The sequence below is a fragment of the Lonepinella sp. BR2474 genome (genome assembly GCF_051851555.1).
Classification (GTDB): Bacteria; Pseudomonadota; Gammaproteobacteria; order Enterobacterales; family Pasteurellaceae; genus Lonepinella.
Genome location: NZ_JBPDVH010000008.1, coordinates 105,115 through 119,876 on the forward strand (window position 1 = coordinate 105,115; position 14,762 = coordinate 119,876).

14 protein-coding genes, 2 tRNA genes, 2 rRNA genes and 1 pseudogene are annotated in these 14,762 nt (G+C 41.0%); 7 read left to right on the forward strand and 12 right to left on the reverse strand.

Features of this window, described 5'->3' with window-relative positions:
* Positions 1 to 58: 58 nt before the first annotated feature.
* On the reverse strand, positions 59 to 586 hold the full coding sequence (ppa, locus tag ACTG7Q_RS09670) for an inorganic diphosphatase (RefSeq protein ID WP_439243264.1): 528 nt from the start codon (positions 584 to 586) through the stop codon (positions 59 to 61).
* A gap of 123 nt (positions 587 to 709) precedes the next feature.
* Between ppa and ACTG7Q_RS09675 the strand changes: the two genes are divergently transcribed.
* The 5 genes from ACTG7Q_RS09675 to ACTG7Q_RS09695 all read left to right on the forward strand — a co-directional run bounded on the left by ACTG7Q_RS09675 (position 710) and on the right by ACTG7Q_RS09695 (position 4,334).
* Complete coding sequence (locus tag ACTG7Q_RS09675) at positions 710 to 1,471, forward strand: glycosyltransferase family 2 protein (protein WP_439243266.1); 762 nt, start codon at positions 710 to 712, stop codon at positions 1,469 to 1,471.
* A gap of 12 nt (positions 1,472 to 1,483) precedes the next feature.
* The gene (gene hemE, locus ACTG7Q_RS09680; protein ID WP_439243268.1) at positions 1,484 to 2,548 is read left to right on the forward strand and encodes a uroporphyrinogen decarboxylase; all 1,065 of its coding nucleotides are present in this window, start codon (positions 1,484 to 1,486) and stop codon (positions 2,546 to 2,548) included.
* An 11-nt stretch (positions 2,549 to 2,559) separates the two neighbouring features.
* Complete coding sequence (locus ACTG7Q_RS09685) at positions 2,560 to 3,150, forward strand: YjaG family protein (protein WP_439243270.1); 591 nt, start codon at positions 2,560 to 2,562, stop codon at positions 3,148 to 3,150.
* 90 nt (positions 3,151 to 3,240) lie between these two features.
* Positions 3,241 to 3,573, forward strand: coding sequence for an HU family DNA-binding protein (locus ACTG7Q_RS09690; protein WP_439243298.1), 333 nt, complete (start codon positions 3,241 to 3,243; stop codon positions 3,571 to 3,573).
* A gap of 194 nt (positions 3,574 to 3,767) precedes the next feature.
* Positions 3,768 to 4,334 carry an acetate uptake transporter gene (locus ACTG7Q_RS09695; RefSeq protein WP_439243272.1) on the forward strand — a complete coding sequence of 189 codons (567 nt, stop codon included), beginning with the start codon at positions 3,768 to 3,770 and terminating at the stop codon, positions 4,332 to 4,334.
* Positions 4,335 to 4,405: 71 nt separating this feature from the next.
* On the opposite strand, the gene ACTG7Q_RS09700 is transcribed toward ACTG7Q_RS09695, so the two are convergent.
* Positions 4,406 to 5,044, reverse strand: coding sequence for a bifunctional 4-hydroxy-2-oxoglutarate aldolase/2-dehydro-3-deoxy-phosphogluconate aldolase (locus ACTG7Q_RS09700; protein ID WP_439243274.1), 639 nt, complete (start codon positions 5,042 to 5,044; stop codon positions 4,406 to 4,408).
* Positions 5,045 to 5,221: 177 nt separating this feature from the next.
* Between ACTG7Q_RS09700 and hflD the strand changes: the two genes are divergently transcribed.
* Together hflD and purB are read left to right on the forward strand one after the other, a co-directional pair.
* The gene (gene hflD / locus ACTG7Q_RS09705) at positions 5,222 to 5,833 is read left to right on the forward strand and encodes a high frequency lysogenization protein HflD (protein WP_439243276.1); all 612 of its coding nucleotides are present in this window, start codon (positions 5,222 to 5,224) and stop codon (positions 5,831 to 5,833) included.
* A 30-nt stretch (positions 5,834 to 5,863) separates the two neighbouring features.
* A complete protein-coding gene (purB, locus tag ACTG7Q_RS09710) occupies positions 5,864 to 7,231 on the forward strand; it encodes an adenylosuccinate lyase (RefSeq protein ID WP_439243300.1) in 1,368 nt (455 codons plus the stop codon).
* Between the two features lie 49 nt (positions 7,232 to 7,280).
* Here the strand turns inward: purB and nrdG are convergent, their stop codons facing one another.
* From nrdG to rrf (ACTG7Q_RS09760), 10 genes and pseudogenes are all read right to left on the reverse strand, one after another.
* On the reverse strand, positions 7,281 to 7,754 hold the full coding sequence (gene nrdG / locus ACTG7Q_RS09715; RefSeq protein WP_439243278.1) for an anaerobic ribonucleoside-triphosphate reductase-activating protein: 474 nt from the start codon (positions 7,752 to 7,754) through the stop codon (positions 7,281 to 7,283).
* Positions 7,755 to 7,817: 63 nt separating this feature from the next.
* Positions 7,818 to 9,659, reverse strand: a pseudogene (nrdD, locus tag ACTG7Q_RS09720) (anaerobic ribonucleoside-triphosphate reductase); the annotation flags it as partial.
* 242 nt (positions 9,660 to 9,901) lie between these two features.
* Entirely contained in the window at positions 9,902 to 11,047 is a 1,146-nt protein-coding gene (locus ACTG7Q_RS09725) for a GDSL-type esterase/lipase family protein (protein WP_439243280.1), read from the reverse strand.
* Between the two features lie 16 nt (positions 11,048 to 11,063).
* Entirely contained in the window at positions 11,064 to 12,326 is a 1,263-nt protein-coding gene (locus ACTG7Q_RS09730) for an SGNH/GDSL hydrolase family protein (RefSeq protein ID WP_439243282.1), read from the reverse strand.
* Between the two features lie 9 nt (positions 12,327 to 12,335).
* The gene (locus ACTG7Q_RS09735; protein ID WP_439243284.1) at positions 12,336 to 13,763 is read right to left on the reverse strand and encodes an MBOAT family O-acyltransferase; all 1,428 of its coding nucleotides are present in this window, start codon (positions 13,761 to 13,763) and stop codon (positions 12,336 to 12,338) included.
* 187 nt (positions 13,764 to 13,950) lie between these two features.
* Complete coding sequence (locus ACTG7Q_RS09740) at positions 13,951 to 14,169, reverse strand: excalibur calcium-binding domain-containing protein (RefSeq protein ID WP_439243286.1); 219 nt, start codon at positions 14,167 to 14,169, stop codon at positions 13,951 to 13,953.
* A gap of 141 nt (positions 14,170 to 14,310) precedes the next feature.
* Positions 14,311 to 14,386: transfer RNA gene (locus ACTG7Q_RS09745), tRNA-Trp, on the reverse strand.
* Positions 14,387 to 14,421: 35 nt separating this feature from the next.
* A tRNA-Asp gene (locus ACTG7Q_RS09750) sits at positions 14,422 to 14,498 on the reverse strand.
* 11 nt (positions 14,499 to 14,509) lie between these two features.
* Positions 14,510 to 14,625: ribosomal RNA gene (rrf, locus tag ACTG7Q_RS09755) — 5S ribosomal RNA — on the reverse strand.
* Positions 14,626 to 14,676: 51 nt separating this feature from the next.
* Positions 14,677 to 14,762: ribosomal RNA gene (gene rrf / locus ACTG7Q_RS09760) — 5S ribosomal RNA — on the reverse strand; the annotation flags it as partial.

A 14,762-nucleotide genomic window follows, 5' to 3' on the forward strand; every position in this document is an offset into this window, starting at 1 on the left:
CCCACTGATCTGATAAAAAAATACCGCCTTACCAAGGTAAGACGGCATCTCTATTGGATTATTTTTTCGCACGCTCAAAGGAGTCTAAAATCTCTTGGCGAGCTTCGTTCACATCGCCCCAGCCTTCGACTTTCACCCATTTTCCTGCTTCAAGTGCTTTATAGCTTTCGAAGAAGTGTTGGATTTGGGCTTTTAATAACGCCGGTAAATCGCCCACATCTTGAATATGATCGTATTCTTTGCTTAATTTGGTATGTGGCACCGCAACGACTTTCGCATCACCACCCGCCTCATCAGTCATTTTTAACACACCCACTGGACGGCAACGAATCACCGAACCCGGTTGTAATGGATATGGCGTTGGCACTAACACATCTACTGGATCGCCGTCAGAAGATAAGGTGTTGTTCACATAGCCATAGTTGGCTGGGTAGAACATGGCGGTTGCCATAAAACGGTCAACAAATAATGTCCCCGTTTCTTTGTCCACTTCGTATTTGATTGGATCGGAATTTGCCGGAATTTCAATTACTACATAAATATCGTCAGGTAGCGCTTTACCTGCTGGAACGCTTTCTAAGCCCATGTTAATCTTCCTTTTGTTAAATGAATATAAATAAACACACCGATTATAGCGATATTTAGTTGGTTTTGCTAGAAAGTGCGGTTAGAATAATGAAAATTTTTTATTGATAACAAGAGAATGCTTATGCCGACGATCGCTGTTGCCATGATTGTGAAAAATGAAAGCCAAGATTTGGCACAATGTTTAGACACCGTCAAAGATTGGGCGGATGAAATTGTGATTTTGGATAGCGGTAGCACGGACAATACGCAAGAAATTGCCCAATCCTACGGCGCAAAATTTTATTCTAATACCGATTGGCAAGGTTTTGGCAAACAACGCCAGCTTGCACAGCAATATGTCACCAGTGACTATGTGTTATGGCTCGATGCTGATGAACGAGTTAGCCCCGAATTAGCGCAATCCATTCAAACTGCGGTGCAAAATAATGCAGAAAATACGGTGTATCAAATTAACCGTTTAAGTACTGTGTTCGGTCGTGAAATCCGCCATTCAGGTTGGTATCCCGATTATGTGGTACGCTTATATCAAACTGACTACGCCAAATATGGCGATGAGTTAGTGCATGAACGTGTGCATTACCCCGCCGCCGCCAAAGTCGAAAAACTCAACGGCGATTTAGCCCATTTCACCTACAAAAATGTACATCATTATTTAGTTAAATCCGCCGGCTACGCCAAAGCGTGGGCGGAACAACGTCAAGCTCAAGGCAAAACCGCCAGTTTATTGGACGGCGTAACCCACGCTTTAGGTTGCTTTGTGAAAATGTATTTACTCAAAGCGGGCTTTTTAGACGGCAAACAAGGCTTTTTATTAGCGGTGTTATCCGCCCATTCTACCTTTGTGAAATATGCCGATCTTTGGGTAAGAACGAAAACAAAATAAATAGGAAACAGCATGTCAACATTAAAAAACGATCGCTATCTCAAAGCCCTATTGCGTGAACCCGTGGATTACACCCCCGTGTGGCTCATGCGCCAAGCGGGGCGATATTTGCCTGAATACAAAGCTACTCGAGCAGAGGCGGGGGATTTTATGTCACTCTGTCGCAATGCGGATTTAGCCTGCGAAGTGACTTTACAACCGTTGCGCCGTTATGACTTAGATGCAGCGATTTTGTTTTCAGATATTTTGACTATCCCAGATGCAATGGGTTTAGGGCTAAGTTTTGGGGCGGGTGAAGGACCGAAATTTTCCCGCCCGATTGACAGCCAAAGTGCGGTGCAAAATTTGCCGATTCCTGATCCAGAAGTGGAATTACAATATGTGATGAATGCCGTGCGAACTATTCGCCGTGAGCTGAAAGGCGAGGTGCCGTTAATTGGTTTTTCAGGCAGCCCGTGGACGTTAGCAACCTATATGGTAGAGGGTGGTTCAAGCAAAGCCTTTACTAAAATCAAAAAAATGTTGTATACCGAACCGCAGTTATTACATCAACTATTGGATAAAGTCGCGGACAGCGTTATCCTCTATTTAAACGCCCAAATCAAAGCAGGCGCACAATCTGTGATGATTTTTGACACTTGGGGTGGCGTACTCGCTCATCGAGATTATGTGGATTTTTCCTTACAGTATATGCACAAAATCGTAGACGGTCTGATTCGAGAAAATGACGGTCGCAAAGTGCCGGTGACCTTGTTTACCAAAGGCGGCGGCTTGTGGTTGGAACAGATTGTAAATACAGGCTGTGATGCCATTGGGTTAGATTGGACAGTAGATCTTGCCAAAGCCAAAGCCCAAGTAGGGCATAAAGTAGCGTTGCAAGGCAATATTGACCCGAGCGTGCTTTATGCCTCACCCGAACGGATTGAGCAAGAAGTTCGGTCTATTTTGGCCGACTTTGGACAGGGTTCTGGACACGTATTTAATCTCGGGCACGGTATTCATCAAGATGTACCGGTAGAAAGCCCAAAAGTGCTGGTGGACACCATTCATCAGTATTCCAAACCTTATCATCAATAAAAGGAACGGTTATGCGAAACCCCATTCAAAAACGCCTTGAACACTTTGAAACTTGGCAACATTTAACCTTTATGGCATGCTTATGTGAACGCATGTGGCCGAATTTTCAGTTATTTTGCCAAGTCACCGAACAACCTGACAACGCAAAAACCTATCAAAATATCCTCAATTTAGTCTGGGAATATTTAACCGTCAAAGGGGCAAAAATCAATTTTGAAAACCAATTAGAAAAGTTGGAAGAAATTATTCCCGATGTCAACGATTATGACTTTTTTGGCGTGGTGCCTGCATTAGATGCCGCAGAGGGATTGGGCGATTTGCTGCACGCCATTATTGCCGGTGAAAATTTAGAACAAAGTATCAAAATCAGCCAATTATCTTTGCAAACCGTCGCCACTCTGTTAGAAACCGAACAAGAGCGAGAATTATCCGAAACAGAATTAAAAAGTGCGGTGGAAATTGAGCAAGAATTAGATGTGCAATGGCAGATCTTCCGCACCTTGAAAGAATGCGAAGAACGGGATATCGATCTCATTTTAGACCTCAAAAACGAGATTCGAAGTAGCAAAATCTCAAATATTGGTATAGAAATTGCTCAATAATGTGATCTTTGCCACAAATTTGTAAAATAGTGCTTTGCTTTCGGTCAAACTTTGTTTAACCTATGCGTGCTGTACTTACAGTTACTGAATCTGGTAAACAAAGGCTTTACCGAAACATTTAATAAAACATTAATAAGGTATTCAATCATGAACAAAACAGATTTAATCGATGCAATTGCAACAGAAGCGAATTTAACTAAAAAAGATGCAAAAGCAGCATTAGAAGCAACTTTAAACGCAATTTCTGGTAGTTTGAAAGCTGGCGATCCAGTACAATTAATTGGTTTCGGTACATTCAAAGTAAACGAACGTAAAGCTCGTACAGGTCGTAACCCACAAACTGGTGCAGAAATCCAAATTAAAGCCTCTAAAGTGCCAGCATTCGTTGCAGGTAAAGCATTAAAAGATGAAGTAAATGCTTAATTGCGCATAGCATACTTTCTCTAAAACCCGCCTTTAAGGTGGGTTTTTATTTCCTTTCATATCCTCTCTGGATTGATATTTCTAGCTTTCTTAGCTAGGAAAAATTATTTTCTCTCCCCTCTTTCTTTTTGTGCAAAAATCAGACATACTAGCGCCCTTTTTTCGTCTCTTATTTATTCTTGAAAGGAAATTTTATGTCAACAGTCAAAGACGGTTTAGCTAACCCTGCTCCACTTGGTTTATGTGGTTTTGCACTCACAACCTGGTTATTATGTTTAATTAACGCAGGTATTTTCGATGTGAAAAGTGTGGGATTAGTGGTCGCCATGGCATTCGCATTTGGCGGGACCGCACAAATGATCGCAGGTATGTTTGAATACAAAAAAGGCAATACCTTTGGTTTCACTGCGTTTATTAGCTACGGTGCGTTCTGGTGGTCATGGGCGTTATTCGTCACGTTCTTCAAAGGTGAAACGCCGGCAACTTTCGTAGCATGGTATTTAGGCGCTTGGGGAACATTCACCTTAATGATGTTTTTAGGCACACTGGCAAAAGCCAAGGCCTTAAGAGCCATCTTCTTCTTTTTAACCTTAACGTTCTATGCGTTAGCTATCGGTGATGCAACAGGTAACCACGCCATTGTGAACCTCGGCGGTTATTTGGGGTTAATCACTGCGCTTTGTGCTTTTTATTTGGCGGCGGCGGATGTGATTAATGAGAGCTTTGGGCGAGTAATTTTGCCTGTGGGTGAGCCAAAGTAAGTACTCTGATTCATGCAAAAATGCGGTGAAATAAAACTCACCGCATTTTGTATCAGGATTGGCTTACCGTCTTACTTTACTAACCCAACTGCCTCTCTCGTCAATCGCCCAATTTCATCCCAATTTTTCGCTTTAATCAAGGCTTTTTCCACAAACCAAGAACCACCACAAGCGACGACATTTGGAATCGCCAAATAGTCTTTAATATTGGTCGGTGAAATTCCCCCTGTTGGCATAATTTGTAAATTACTGTAAGGGCCTAACAAGGCTTTAATCATTTTCACCCCGCCACTGGCTTCCGCAGGGAAGAATTTTACGGCGGTGATACCCATTTCTAATGCAGCCTCAATGGACATTGGGTTGTTTACCCCTGGGGTGATTGGCAAGCCTAAATCTTGGCAAAGTTGCACAATTTTTGGATTGAATCCCGGAGTAACAATGGCATCTGCTCCAGCGTTTTTGGCTGCAACCACTTGTTCTGAGGTTAACACTGTACCTGCTAAAATCAACACATCTGGATAGTGCTGACGAACAAGACGAATGGATTCTTCAGCCGCAGCAGAACGGAATGTGATTTCTGCTACTGGCAAGCCATTGTCAGATAAGGCTTTGACGAGTGGCAAAATATCTTGAGCATCGTCTACTGCGATTACGGGGACGACTTTTAAAGTTTTTAATTTTTCAATAATTTGTTCGGTTGTATAAGCCATAATGTTTCCTTAATTAAATGCGTTGCGTAAATTTTGAGATAACTATCTGTCTTTTCATATAAATTGTCAATTAGAAACATCATCTAGTTTTTAGTAGATCATCCTAAATCTTTAAAACATCCTCAAAAAATGCTATGATCAGTCCTAATTTTTCCAACTTCATCTTCATCAAAAAACATGGCAAATTATCAAAACATCACTCTCGCCCTAGCTGGGGTTTGTCAGTCGGCAAGATTAGTGCAACAGTTTGCACAACGTGGGCAAGCGAATACCTATGCCCTAGAAGTTTCTTTAAAAAGTTTATTGCAAACACACCCAACTGATACATTGGCGGTTTTTGGTGGTTCGTTGGATAATATCAAATTAGGCTTAGAAACCTTAATTGAACAACTAAATGCTCAAAACCCTGAACTCGCTCGCTATTGGTTGAGCTTAGTCGCAATGGCTGGCAAATTGCAAGATAATGCGGAAGCGAAATCTCAGCTCGCCCATCGTATTCAATATATGCCAACGCAATTAGAATATTATTCACTGCTTGATGAAACCATGTTAGAAAAAATTGCTACTATCTATACCGATATTCTCAGTCCATTGGGTAAACGGATTCAAATATTCGGTAATGCGGAATATTTACAGCAACCATCTATTCAAAACCGTATTCGAGCCTGTTTGCTAGCGGGTGTTCGAGCGGCTATGCTTTGGCAACAAGTAGGTGGTAGCAAATGGCAACTGCTATTCTCTCGCCGTAAGATCCTAAATATGGCACAACAATTATATGAAACTATTTAACGGAGCAAAATCTCTATGTCTTTCAATGCTATGCAACTCAATGCGTTAACTGCCCTTTCCCCGATTGATGGTCGCTATCAAGATAAAACCACTGCTTTACGTGGTATTTTTAGCGAGTTTGGTCTATTAAAATTCCGTGTCACCGTTGAAGTACGTTGGTTACAAAAATTGGCATCTACTGCACAAATTGCGGAAGTTTCTTCTTTGTCAAAACAAGCAAACGATTACCTCGATCAACTTGTGGCAAATTTTAGTTTACAAGATGCGGAACGTATTAAAGAAATTGAACGTACTACCAATCACGATGTAAAAGCGGTGGAATATTTCTTAAAAGAAAAATCCACCGCCTTGCCTGAATTGGCGGCAATTAGCGAGTTTATCCATTTTGCTTGTACATCAGAAGATATTAACAATTTGTCCCATGCGTTGATGTTAAAAACAGCTCGTGAAGAAGTGATTTTACCGCAGTGGCAAAAATTAATTGATGAAATTACAAGGTTAGCGAACGAATACAAAGACATTCCGCTGCTTTCTCGTACCCACGGTCAGCCTGCATCGCCGTCCACCGTAGGCAAAGAAATGGCGAATGTGGTGTATCGCTTACGCCGTCAATTTAATCAATTAAAACAAGTCGATGTGTTAGGCAAAATTAATGGTGCGGTGGGCAACTATAACGCCCATTTATCTGCTTATCCTGACATTGACTGGCATCAATTAAGTCGAGAATTTGTCACTTCCCTTGGCATTCAATGGAATCCCTACACCACCCAAATTGAACCCCATGATTACATTGCAGAATTTTTCGATGCAGTGGTGCGTTTTAACACCATTATCATTGATTTTGACCGTGATTTATGGGGTTATATTGCATTAAATCATTTCAAACAACGCACTATTGCAGGGGAAATTGGCTCAAGCACAATGCCACATAAAGTTAATCCGATCGATTTTGAAAATTCTGAAGGCAATCTTGGGGTGGCAAATGCGGTAATGACCCATTTAGGGCAAAAATTGCCAATTTCTCGCTGGCAGCGTGATTTAACTGACTCTACCGTATTGCGTAATCTCGGTGTCGGCTTGGGTTATTGCTTAATTGCCTATACTGCAACGCTCAAGGGCATTAGCAAATTAGAAGTGAACGAACAACATTTACGTGATGAACTTAACCAAAACTGGGAAGTGTTAGCCGAACCCATTCAAACCGTGATGCGTCGCTATGGCATTGAAAAACCTTATGAAAAGCTAAAAGAATTAACTCGTGGCAAACGTGTTGATGAACAAGCCATGCGGGAATTTGTGGAAAAACTGGCGATTCCAGAAGAAGAGAAAGTGCGTTTACAACAGTTGACACCAGCGAATTATATTGGTGATGCGGTTAAGTTGGTGGATAAACTTTAGAAGTTAATTTTATTAGGAAAAGTGCGGTGAAAAACACCGCACTTTTGCTTTATTTTATCTCGTTGAGTCGATATATCACCTGATTAGCCGAACCACGCCAAATCAAGCTAGGATCAGCTTGTTGTTGGATAAATTTACCATCAATTAACACATCAATATAGGGTAACATCTGACGTTGCTGATCATTAAGTTCCGCTAATTTATAACCTGTCCAGAGCCAAATATCTTTATCTGGGCATTGTTGTTTTACCCGTTTCACAAAAGGTAATAATGATTCCACATTACGAGGGTGTAAGGGATCGCCGCCAGAAAGTGTTAATCCTTGGCGTTTAATTCTCGTATCTTGTAAATCCTGAATAATTTGCTCTTCCATCGCACGATCAAAAGGCAAACCCGCACTAAATGACCAACTTTTTTGATTATAACAACCTTTACAAGCATGTTCACAGCCGCTCACAAAAAGGGTACAGCGTGTGCCTTCGCCATTAACGATATCTACAGGATAATATTGTAAATAATTCATATCATTAAACAAGTGCAGTGCTTTTTTGACAAAAGTTTTCGGAAAAAAGACCACACTTTGCCTTTATAAATGTTTGACTCGACGTTTCACTTCTTCTTGCTTACCAGGATTAAAAGGTCGAGCATCAGGGCTACCTAAATAACCGCATACACGGCGAGTCACCGATACGGTGTTGCTATCGTGGTTGCCACATTTCGGACAGGTAAATCCTTTGCTCGTACATTCAAATTCACCTGAATAACCACAGAGATAACATTCGTCAATCGGTGTATTGGTGCCATAATAAGGGACTCGATCATAGCTATAATCCCATACATCTTCTAACGCTTTAAGGTTATGTTGGACGTTGGGATATTCACCATAACAAATAAAACCACCACTGGCTAAAGGCGGATAAGGCATTTCAAAATCCAGTTTATCGTATGGATTCACTTTCTTTTCAACATCTAAATGATAGCTATTGGTATAGTATCCTTTGTCAGTCACGCCATCAATTACACCGAACTTTTTCGTATCTAAGCGGCAAAAACGGTCACAAAGATTTTCACTTGGGGTCGAATAAAGGCTAAAGGCATAGCCTGTTTCTTCCGTCCATTGTTTAACCGCTTGATTTAAATACTTCACAATCTCAATCCCTTTTTCACGCAAATCCTGTTTATCAAAAATATGTCCCGCATGATAAAGGGCATTAACCGTTTCATAAATACCAATATATCCTAACGAAATAGAGGCTCGACCGTTTTTGAAAATATCCGCCACATAATCATCTGCTTTTAATCGTACGCCACAAGCACCCTCCATATATAAAATTGGGGCAACTCGAGCTTTGGTTTTTTCAAGCCGAGCAATGCGAGTAAGCAAGGCTTTTTTAGCCATGGCTAAACGCTGATCCAAAATGTGATAAAACTGTTGTTCTGAGCCTTCGGCTTCTAGGGCTATACGAGGTAAGTTTAAGCTAACCACACCTAGATTATTGCGTCCATCATGAATTTCTTGCCCATTTTCTACATATTTACCCAAAAAACTACGGCAACCCATCGGGGCTTTGAATGAGCCAGTGACTTTTACCACTTGATCATAATTTAAAATATCAGGATACATACGTTTTGAGGCACATTCTAATGCCAGCTTTTTAATATCATAATTGGGATCCTGAGTGGCTTGATTCACCCCTTTTTTAATCGTAAACACAAGTTTAGGGAAAACAGGTGTTTTATGATTTTTCCCCAAACCACGAATACGATTACGCAAAATAGATTTTTGAATCAAGCGTTCCTGCCAACTTGTACCTAAACCAAAACCAAATGTCACAAAAGGCGTTTGACCATTCGCTGTATGTAAAGTATTCACTTTGTATTCTAAAGATTGGAAAGCATCAAAACATTCTTTCTCAATTAATGTTTGAGCGTAACCTTGCGGATCGGGGATTTGCCAATCTTGGGCAATCTTGAGCAATTTTTCATAACTAATTTGTACATAGGGAGCAAGGACTTCATCAATACGATTAATGGTTGTTCCGCCATAAATATGGCTTGCCACTTGAGCGATAATTTGTGCCGTAACAGCAGTTGCTGTGCCAATCGATCTTGGTGGCTCAATTTCTGCGTTCCCCATCTTAAAACCATGGGTTAGCATGCCTTTCAAATCCACTAGCATACAGTTAAACATTGGAAAAAAAGGGGAATAATCTAAATCATGATAATGAATTTCGCCTTTTTCATGAGCTTCAACCACATCTTTCGGCAATAAATAGTGTTTCGCATAATGCTTGGCGACAATCCCAGCCAATAAATCTCGTTGTGTCGGGATAACTTTGGCATCTTTGTTCGCATTTTCGTTTAGCACTTCCTTGTTGGTTTGCTCAAGCAATCCTGCCATTTCGCCTATTAATCTTACATATTTTTCATCAGAAGAATCGCACATAAAAACACCATATATTGTGTTATTTAAATTTTTAAACACTATATATAGATAATTAAGGCAATTCAAGATCAAACAACGAGAAAGGTTGACCAAGATCAAAAGGTCAGTAGGAAAAGCGTAATACCCTCAACAAAAAGGATTGCATAAATGAATAAAAAAATGGTCATAAAATGAGATATTTTATGACCAATCAAAATAGTTAGGCAACAAAATACATTGCTTGCCTACTTCAAGTTCAAAATGTAATCAGCTAATTGGCTCGCTGCACGTTGATAGCCTTGGGCGGTGAAATGAATGCCATCACGACGTCCTAACCCCTGAGCAATCCAACTTTTCATGCTACATTGGCCCCCCATGGCATTTTGCCATGACCAGAATTTCACATAGGATTGTGTGGCGAGGCGCTGTTGCATTTGTTGCACCGCATCTAACATCGTTGGACGCACACCACAACTCCCCGCAGTAGATCGTAAAGATTCTGGCGCACCCGCAATCACAATCAAAGCACGAGGTAAGGCTTTATGAATACGATTAATGGTATTTTTCCAAATCGATTCGAGTTCCGTCATATCAAGGTTGTCGTTAAATGCCTCATTGGTGCCATAGGCTAACACCACAATATCCGCTTGGCTTGCAATAATGTCCTTGTCCCAATCACGACGCCAACGATCCCATTGTGATAACTGTGAACCGTTAATCCCCAAGGCAGATACCACGGCACCACGGTTTGCGTTTTCAATGCTCACCGCCCCCAATGTCCAGTCATAGCCGTTAGTCTGAATAGTAAACGGGAAACTGGCATTTAAACGTAAATGCTGCCATTGATTCGGTTTGATTTTACTTTTATCAATAGAGATATATCCTGCGCTACTATTTACAATTAAGGGCTGATTAGCGGCGCCCGGATGTAAGGTTAAAGTCACACGTTGTGTACCATTATCCCCTAAACGCGAGCTGTACACTTGTGAACTGTTGCCTTGTGCGTGCATAATCATGCCACCCAGACTAAAATTATCTTCCTCACGGCGACTTGTCACACTGTCCCAACCACTGTTGCTGTATTTCACTTGCGAGGTTAATTGTCCTCTGACTGAGGTCGGTGGAACTAAACCAATCCCACCGTTACCTAAACGTTGTTGCAATTTACGTCGCAATTCATCAGTAAATGCGGCGCCTGCGGTATGGGAATCACCTAATTGTAACACTCTAAATTTGACATTTTTGCCTTGTTTCAAGGCGGCTAATTTGGTATTCCAAGCAATCTGTTGTTGATAAAATGGGCTGTTTGCCTGCTGATCGATTCTATCTCCTGAACATGAACTTAATAACACCACGGTAATCAGTGATTTTAATAAAAATTTTACTCTCATGCTAAATGAGTTGCTCCTATTGATAAAGAATATGCTGTAACACATAATCACCGAGGTATTTCGCCCCTGGTATGGAAAAATGAATGCCGTCTTTGGTTCTGACCCGCACCACTTTATTGTCTAATTTGATACTATCCACATAACCATTTTTCCCCTGACTTAGCAGGTTATCCGTTGGCAAGTAGATCACACGGTTGCCTACGGTGGTTTTGATGAGCGTATCAATATAACGGGTTTGCGTATTTAATTTGTTCGCTTTCATAAACGGAATCCCAAGCCAAATAATGCTCACGTCGTGTTTCTTGGCGGCGGCAATAATGCGCTCAATACGTGATTTATACACGGCTTCCCATTCGGGACTTTTAAATTTTAAATACACATAATGTTTTGCTGGATTCGGAAAATCCCAAGGGTCATTAGGGCCTAAAAAAATGACCACCAATTTAATTGCTTTATCTGCGGCTAAGGTTTGTTCAATGGTTTTCGGCCAATCAAAGAAACTCGGATAAGACAACCCCGTACTCTGTTTACTTAAATTTACCGAACTGATTTTATATTTATCCTTAAGCAAGCGTTGCACCACAGGCGCCACCCCTTGCATCAGTGAATCCCCCGCAAAAAAGACTTTATCACCCGATTTTAGGTAGACCATTTTTTGCTTGATTGGTTCACTTGTTGGTGGATTTTCTTTCGTAACAGACGGTGCGACCGAATCAACCGCTAAAGAAGGCTGTTCCGCTTTAGAGTCTACCGGAGGCTCAACTTGATTCAGTGTCACTTGTGGTTTTGCTACTTGTGTTGTTTCCTCAATGGAAGACAAAGGCTTTTCTTCTTCAGAAAGTGCGGTATTTTTGGGGAAAGAATCAGTATGCGCTCCGTTATTTCTCGTATTTTCAAAAGCCATCATAACATCGGTACCAGGTGAATGATCTTGTGCCATATCCTGTTCTGCGCCATCTGCTACATTTTCCGTTTCCACAATAGAGGTCCCCTCCACCACCACAGGTGCTGTCATACTTCCAGACAAGGTATCAGAGGACATATCTGTCTCATTCATTGGCACTGGCAATAACCCATATTGCGCCAATAACGCCTCCGTTTGTTCACGATAATATTGTCCTTTTTTCCACCCATCATATTGATCTAAACGGCTCAAGGGACTTTCTTCATGATAGGTCTGTTGCCAATAAGCATTAATCGAGCCTTGAGTAAACCAAATCATCAATAAACTACTCAAAAGCAAGGTAAGAAAAAGGAGAACTGGATTTTTGTTTTTCATTTTATCCCCTTAGAAATTCGCATAAATAAAACTTGGGATACCGGCGGGTGCAAACAGAAAAATCAGCACAAAAACCAATGAAATAGGCACTATCCACAATAAAACTGGCAGTTTTTCTACCCCAATAATGACGAGGTCAAATAATTTCACCCATAATGGATAAGCCACCAATAACACCATAAAACTCACTAATGCACCACAAAATTCAACGCTCGGCATCGCCCCCGTCCAATTAGTAAATAGGCTATTAAAAATCAACGACGCATCCGCCAAACTGGTCGTATTAAACACAACAAAAGTCGCACTCGTAAAATGGAATGTGATAATAATCGACAGCACCTTGGTGATCATAGACCATTGACTAAAGACCTCTCGTTTATTCATCACCTTATCGCCCATATTTAACCCTACCAAGGCCAGTCCATGCAGCAATCCCCATAAGGCAAAGTTATAACCATAACCATGCCAAATGCCCGATAAAAACATAGCTATAATTAAATTAATTTGCGTACGGAAGAATCCTGATTTACTGCCCCCCAAGGGAATATAAATATAATCACGAATCCACGTTGATAATGAAATATGCCAGCGATTCCAAAAATCACGCACATTATGTGCAATCAACGGCATATTGAAGTTACGTGGTAATTGAAAACCTAGCAACATGGCCATCCCAATCACTAAATCAGTATAGCCAGAAAAATCGAAAAACAGCTGAAAGGTATAGCCATAAACCGCACTTAAAATAGCGATTGAATCATATTGCATAGGGTTTTCAAAAACCGGTTTCACAATATCAGCCGCTAACACGCCAGCTAACCACCATTTTTTAGCAATGCCCAATAAAATCAATCCTATCGCCAATGCGGGACGAATTATTTGACGAGGTTGAAGTGTGGTCAGTTGTTCGCCAGCACCTAGTTCATCCCCTCGAGCATAATGTACTCGAAAAATTGGGCCAGACGTAATCGTTGGGAAAAAATTAAAATGCAGCAGTAAATCAGTAAATTCCAATCCTTGATATTCTTGACGATAAATAGACACTAAATAAGCAATCGCTTGAAAGGAATAATAAGACAGTCCCAATGGCATTAAAATATCTAGCACGCCCTCACCAAAGATCAACTGCAAACTCGGGCGGAAGAAATCGTAATATTTAAAAAAGGCCAGATTCGTCACCACAGTCCCAACCCCTAAGGCCAAGAACAACTTACGCCAGTGTGGCTGAACCGCATTTAATAAACATTGTGAAACAATAAATATCGCTAAACTAAATGCCAGTAAAATAGACAGCATGGTCACATCAATCACATACAGCCATGCCAAACTTGCCATTAATAAAAGTAGATTTTGAACTCGAGGCGTGGCTCGAAACAACCAATAAAGGGGAAAAAACAGCAAAAAGAAAAGAATAAATTCTACGGAAAGTAAAGGCATACCATGTCCCATTATGTTTTGCTAGATTATGTGTGATAAGAAATGAACAGTTTGAATCTCAACGTATAAGCTCGGAACATGATTGTAGCGGAATTGTGCAGACGAGTCAAAACAAGACTTTTATGTTAAGCACATTTTCATCGAAATCTTCACTTTTTTTCACCGCAGTTGATTAGATTCTTTTTCGCTAGCTTTTTTTCTTCTTCCCTCGCCCACAAATACTTTCACAAGGCACACCATCGTTATCACGATCAAGTCTTCCCATACCACATTGCTCCAGATGATAACGTGCATCAGCACAACTATCCATCTCCTTACACGTACGTTTTCCATCATCACAACTGGATTGAGCGTGGAGCATTAAGGGAATGAAAAGTGCGGTCAAAAATAGCCATTTTTTAAACATATCGCCTCCCTAAACAAATATAAACTCCCGATAAAAACGAATAAATAGTAATCGAAATATGATTTATTGTCTAGGGGAAAGGGTGAGCGAGAATCAGAAATGTAACAGAATAACTTATAACAATTTGAAAAATAGAAATAATGGCAGGGGCGGAGAGGCTCGAACTCCCAGCATTCGGTTTTGGAGACCGACGCTCTACCAATTGAACTACGCCCCTGTAAAGAGAAAGCTGATTAAATCAGTGAAATAAGTTGGCGGAATGGACGGGACTCGAACCCGCGACCCCCTGCGTGACAGGCAGGTATTCTAACCAGCTGAACTACCACTCCGCAAATAAGGTAATTGGCAGTGACCTACTCTCACATTGGGAAACCCAACACTACCATCGGCGTTACAGCATTTCACTTCTGAGTTCGGCATGGGATCAGGTGGAACTACTGCACTATGGCTGCCAAAAAATTTTTATTTGTTTAATTCACTCAATAAAAATGAATTAAACAAATAAAGCCCTGATGGTGACCTACTCTCACATTGGGAAACCCAACACTACCATCGGCATTACAGCATTTCACTTCTGAGTTCGGCATGGGTTC

Excerpts from the sequence above, each read along its gene's own strand:
- ppa (WP_439243264.1), bottom strand. The coding sequence starts at position 586 with ATGGGCTTAGAAAGCGTTCCAGCAGGTAAAGCGCTACCTGACGATATT.
- ACTG7Q_RS09675 (WP_439243266.1), top strand. The coding sequence starts at position 710 with ATGCCGACGATCGCTGTTGCCATGATTGTGAAAAATGAAAGCCAAGAT.
- hemE (WP_439243268.1), top strand. The coding sequence starts at position 1,484 with ATGTCAACATTAAAAAACGATCGCTATCTCAAAGCCCTATTGCGTGAA.
- ACTG7Q_RS09685 (WP_439243270.1), top strand. The coding sequence starts at position 2,560 with ATGCGAAACCCCATTCAAAAACGCCTTGAACACTTTGAAACTTGGCAA.
- ACTG7Q_RS09695 (WP_439243272.1), top strand. The coding sequence starts at position 3,768 with ATGTCAACAGTCAAAGACGGTTTAGCTAACCCTGCTCCACTTGGTTTA.
- ACTG7Q_RS09700 (WP_439243274.1), bottom strand. The coding sequence starts at position 5,044 with ATGGCTTATACAACCGAACAAATTATTGAAAAATTAAAAACTTTAAAA.
- hflD (WP_439243276.1), top strand. The coding sequence starts at position 5,222 with ATGGCAAATTATCAAAACATCACTCTCGCCCTAGCTGGGGTTTGTCAG.
- purB (WP_439243300.1), top strand. The coding sequence starts at position 5,864 with ATGCAACTCAATGCGTTAACTGCCCTTTCCCCGATTGATGGTCGCTAT.
- nrdG (WP_439243278.1), bottom strand. The coding sequence starts at position 7,754 with ATGAATTATTTACAATATTATCCTGTAGATATCGTTAATGGCGAAGGC.
- ACTG7Q_RS09725 (WP_439243280.1), bottom strand. The coding sequence starts at position 11,047 with ATGAGAGTAAAATTTTTATTAAAATCACTGATTACCGTGGTGTTATTA.
- ACTG7Q_RS09730 (WP_439243282.1), bottom strand. The coding sequence starts at position 12,326 with ATGAAAAACAAAAATCCAGTTCTCCTTTTTCTTACCTTGCTTTTGAGT.
- ACTG7Q_RS09735 (WP_439243284.1), bottom strand. The coding sequence starts at position 13,763 with ATGCCTTTACTTTCCGTAGAATTTATTCTTTTCTTTTTGCTGTTTTTT.
- ACTG7Q_RS09740 (WP_439243286.1), bottom strand. The coding sequence starts at position 14,169 with ATGTTTAAAAAATGGCTATTTTTGACCGCACTTTTCATTCCCTTAATG.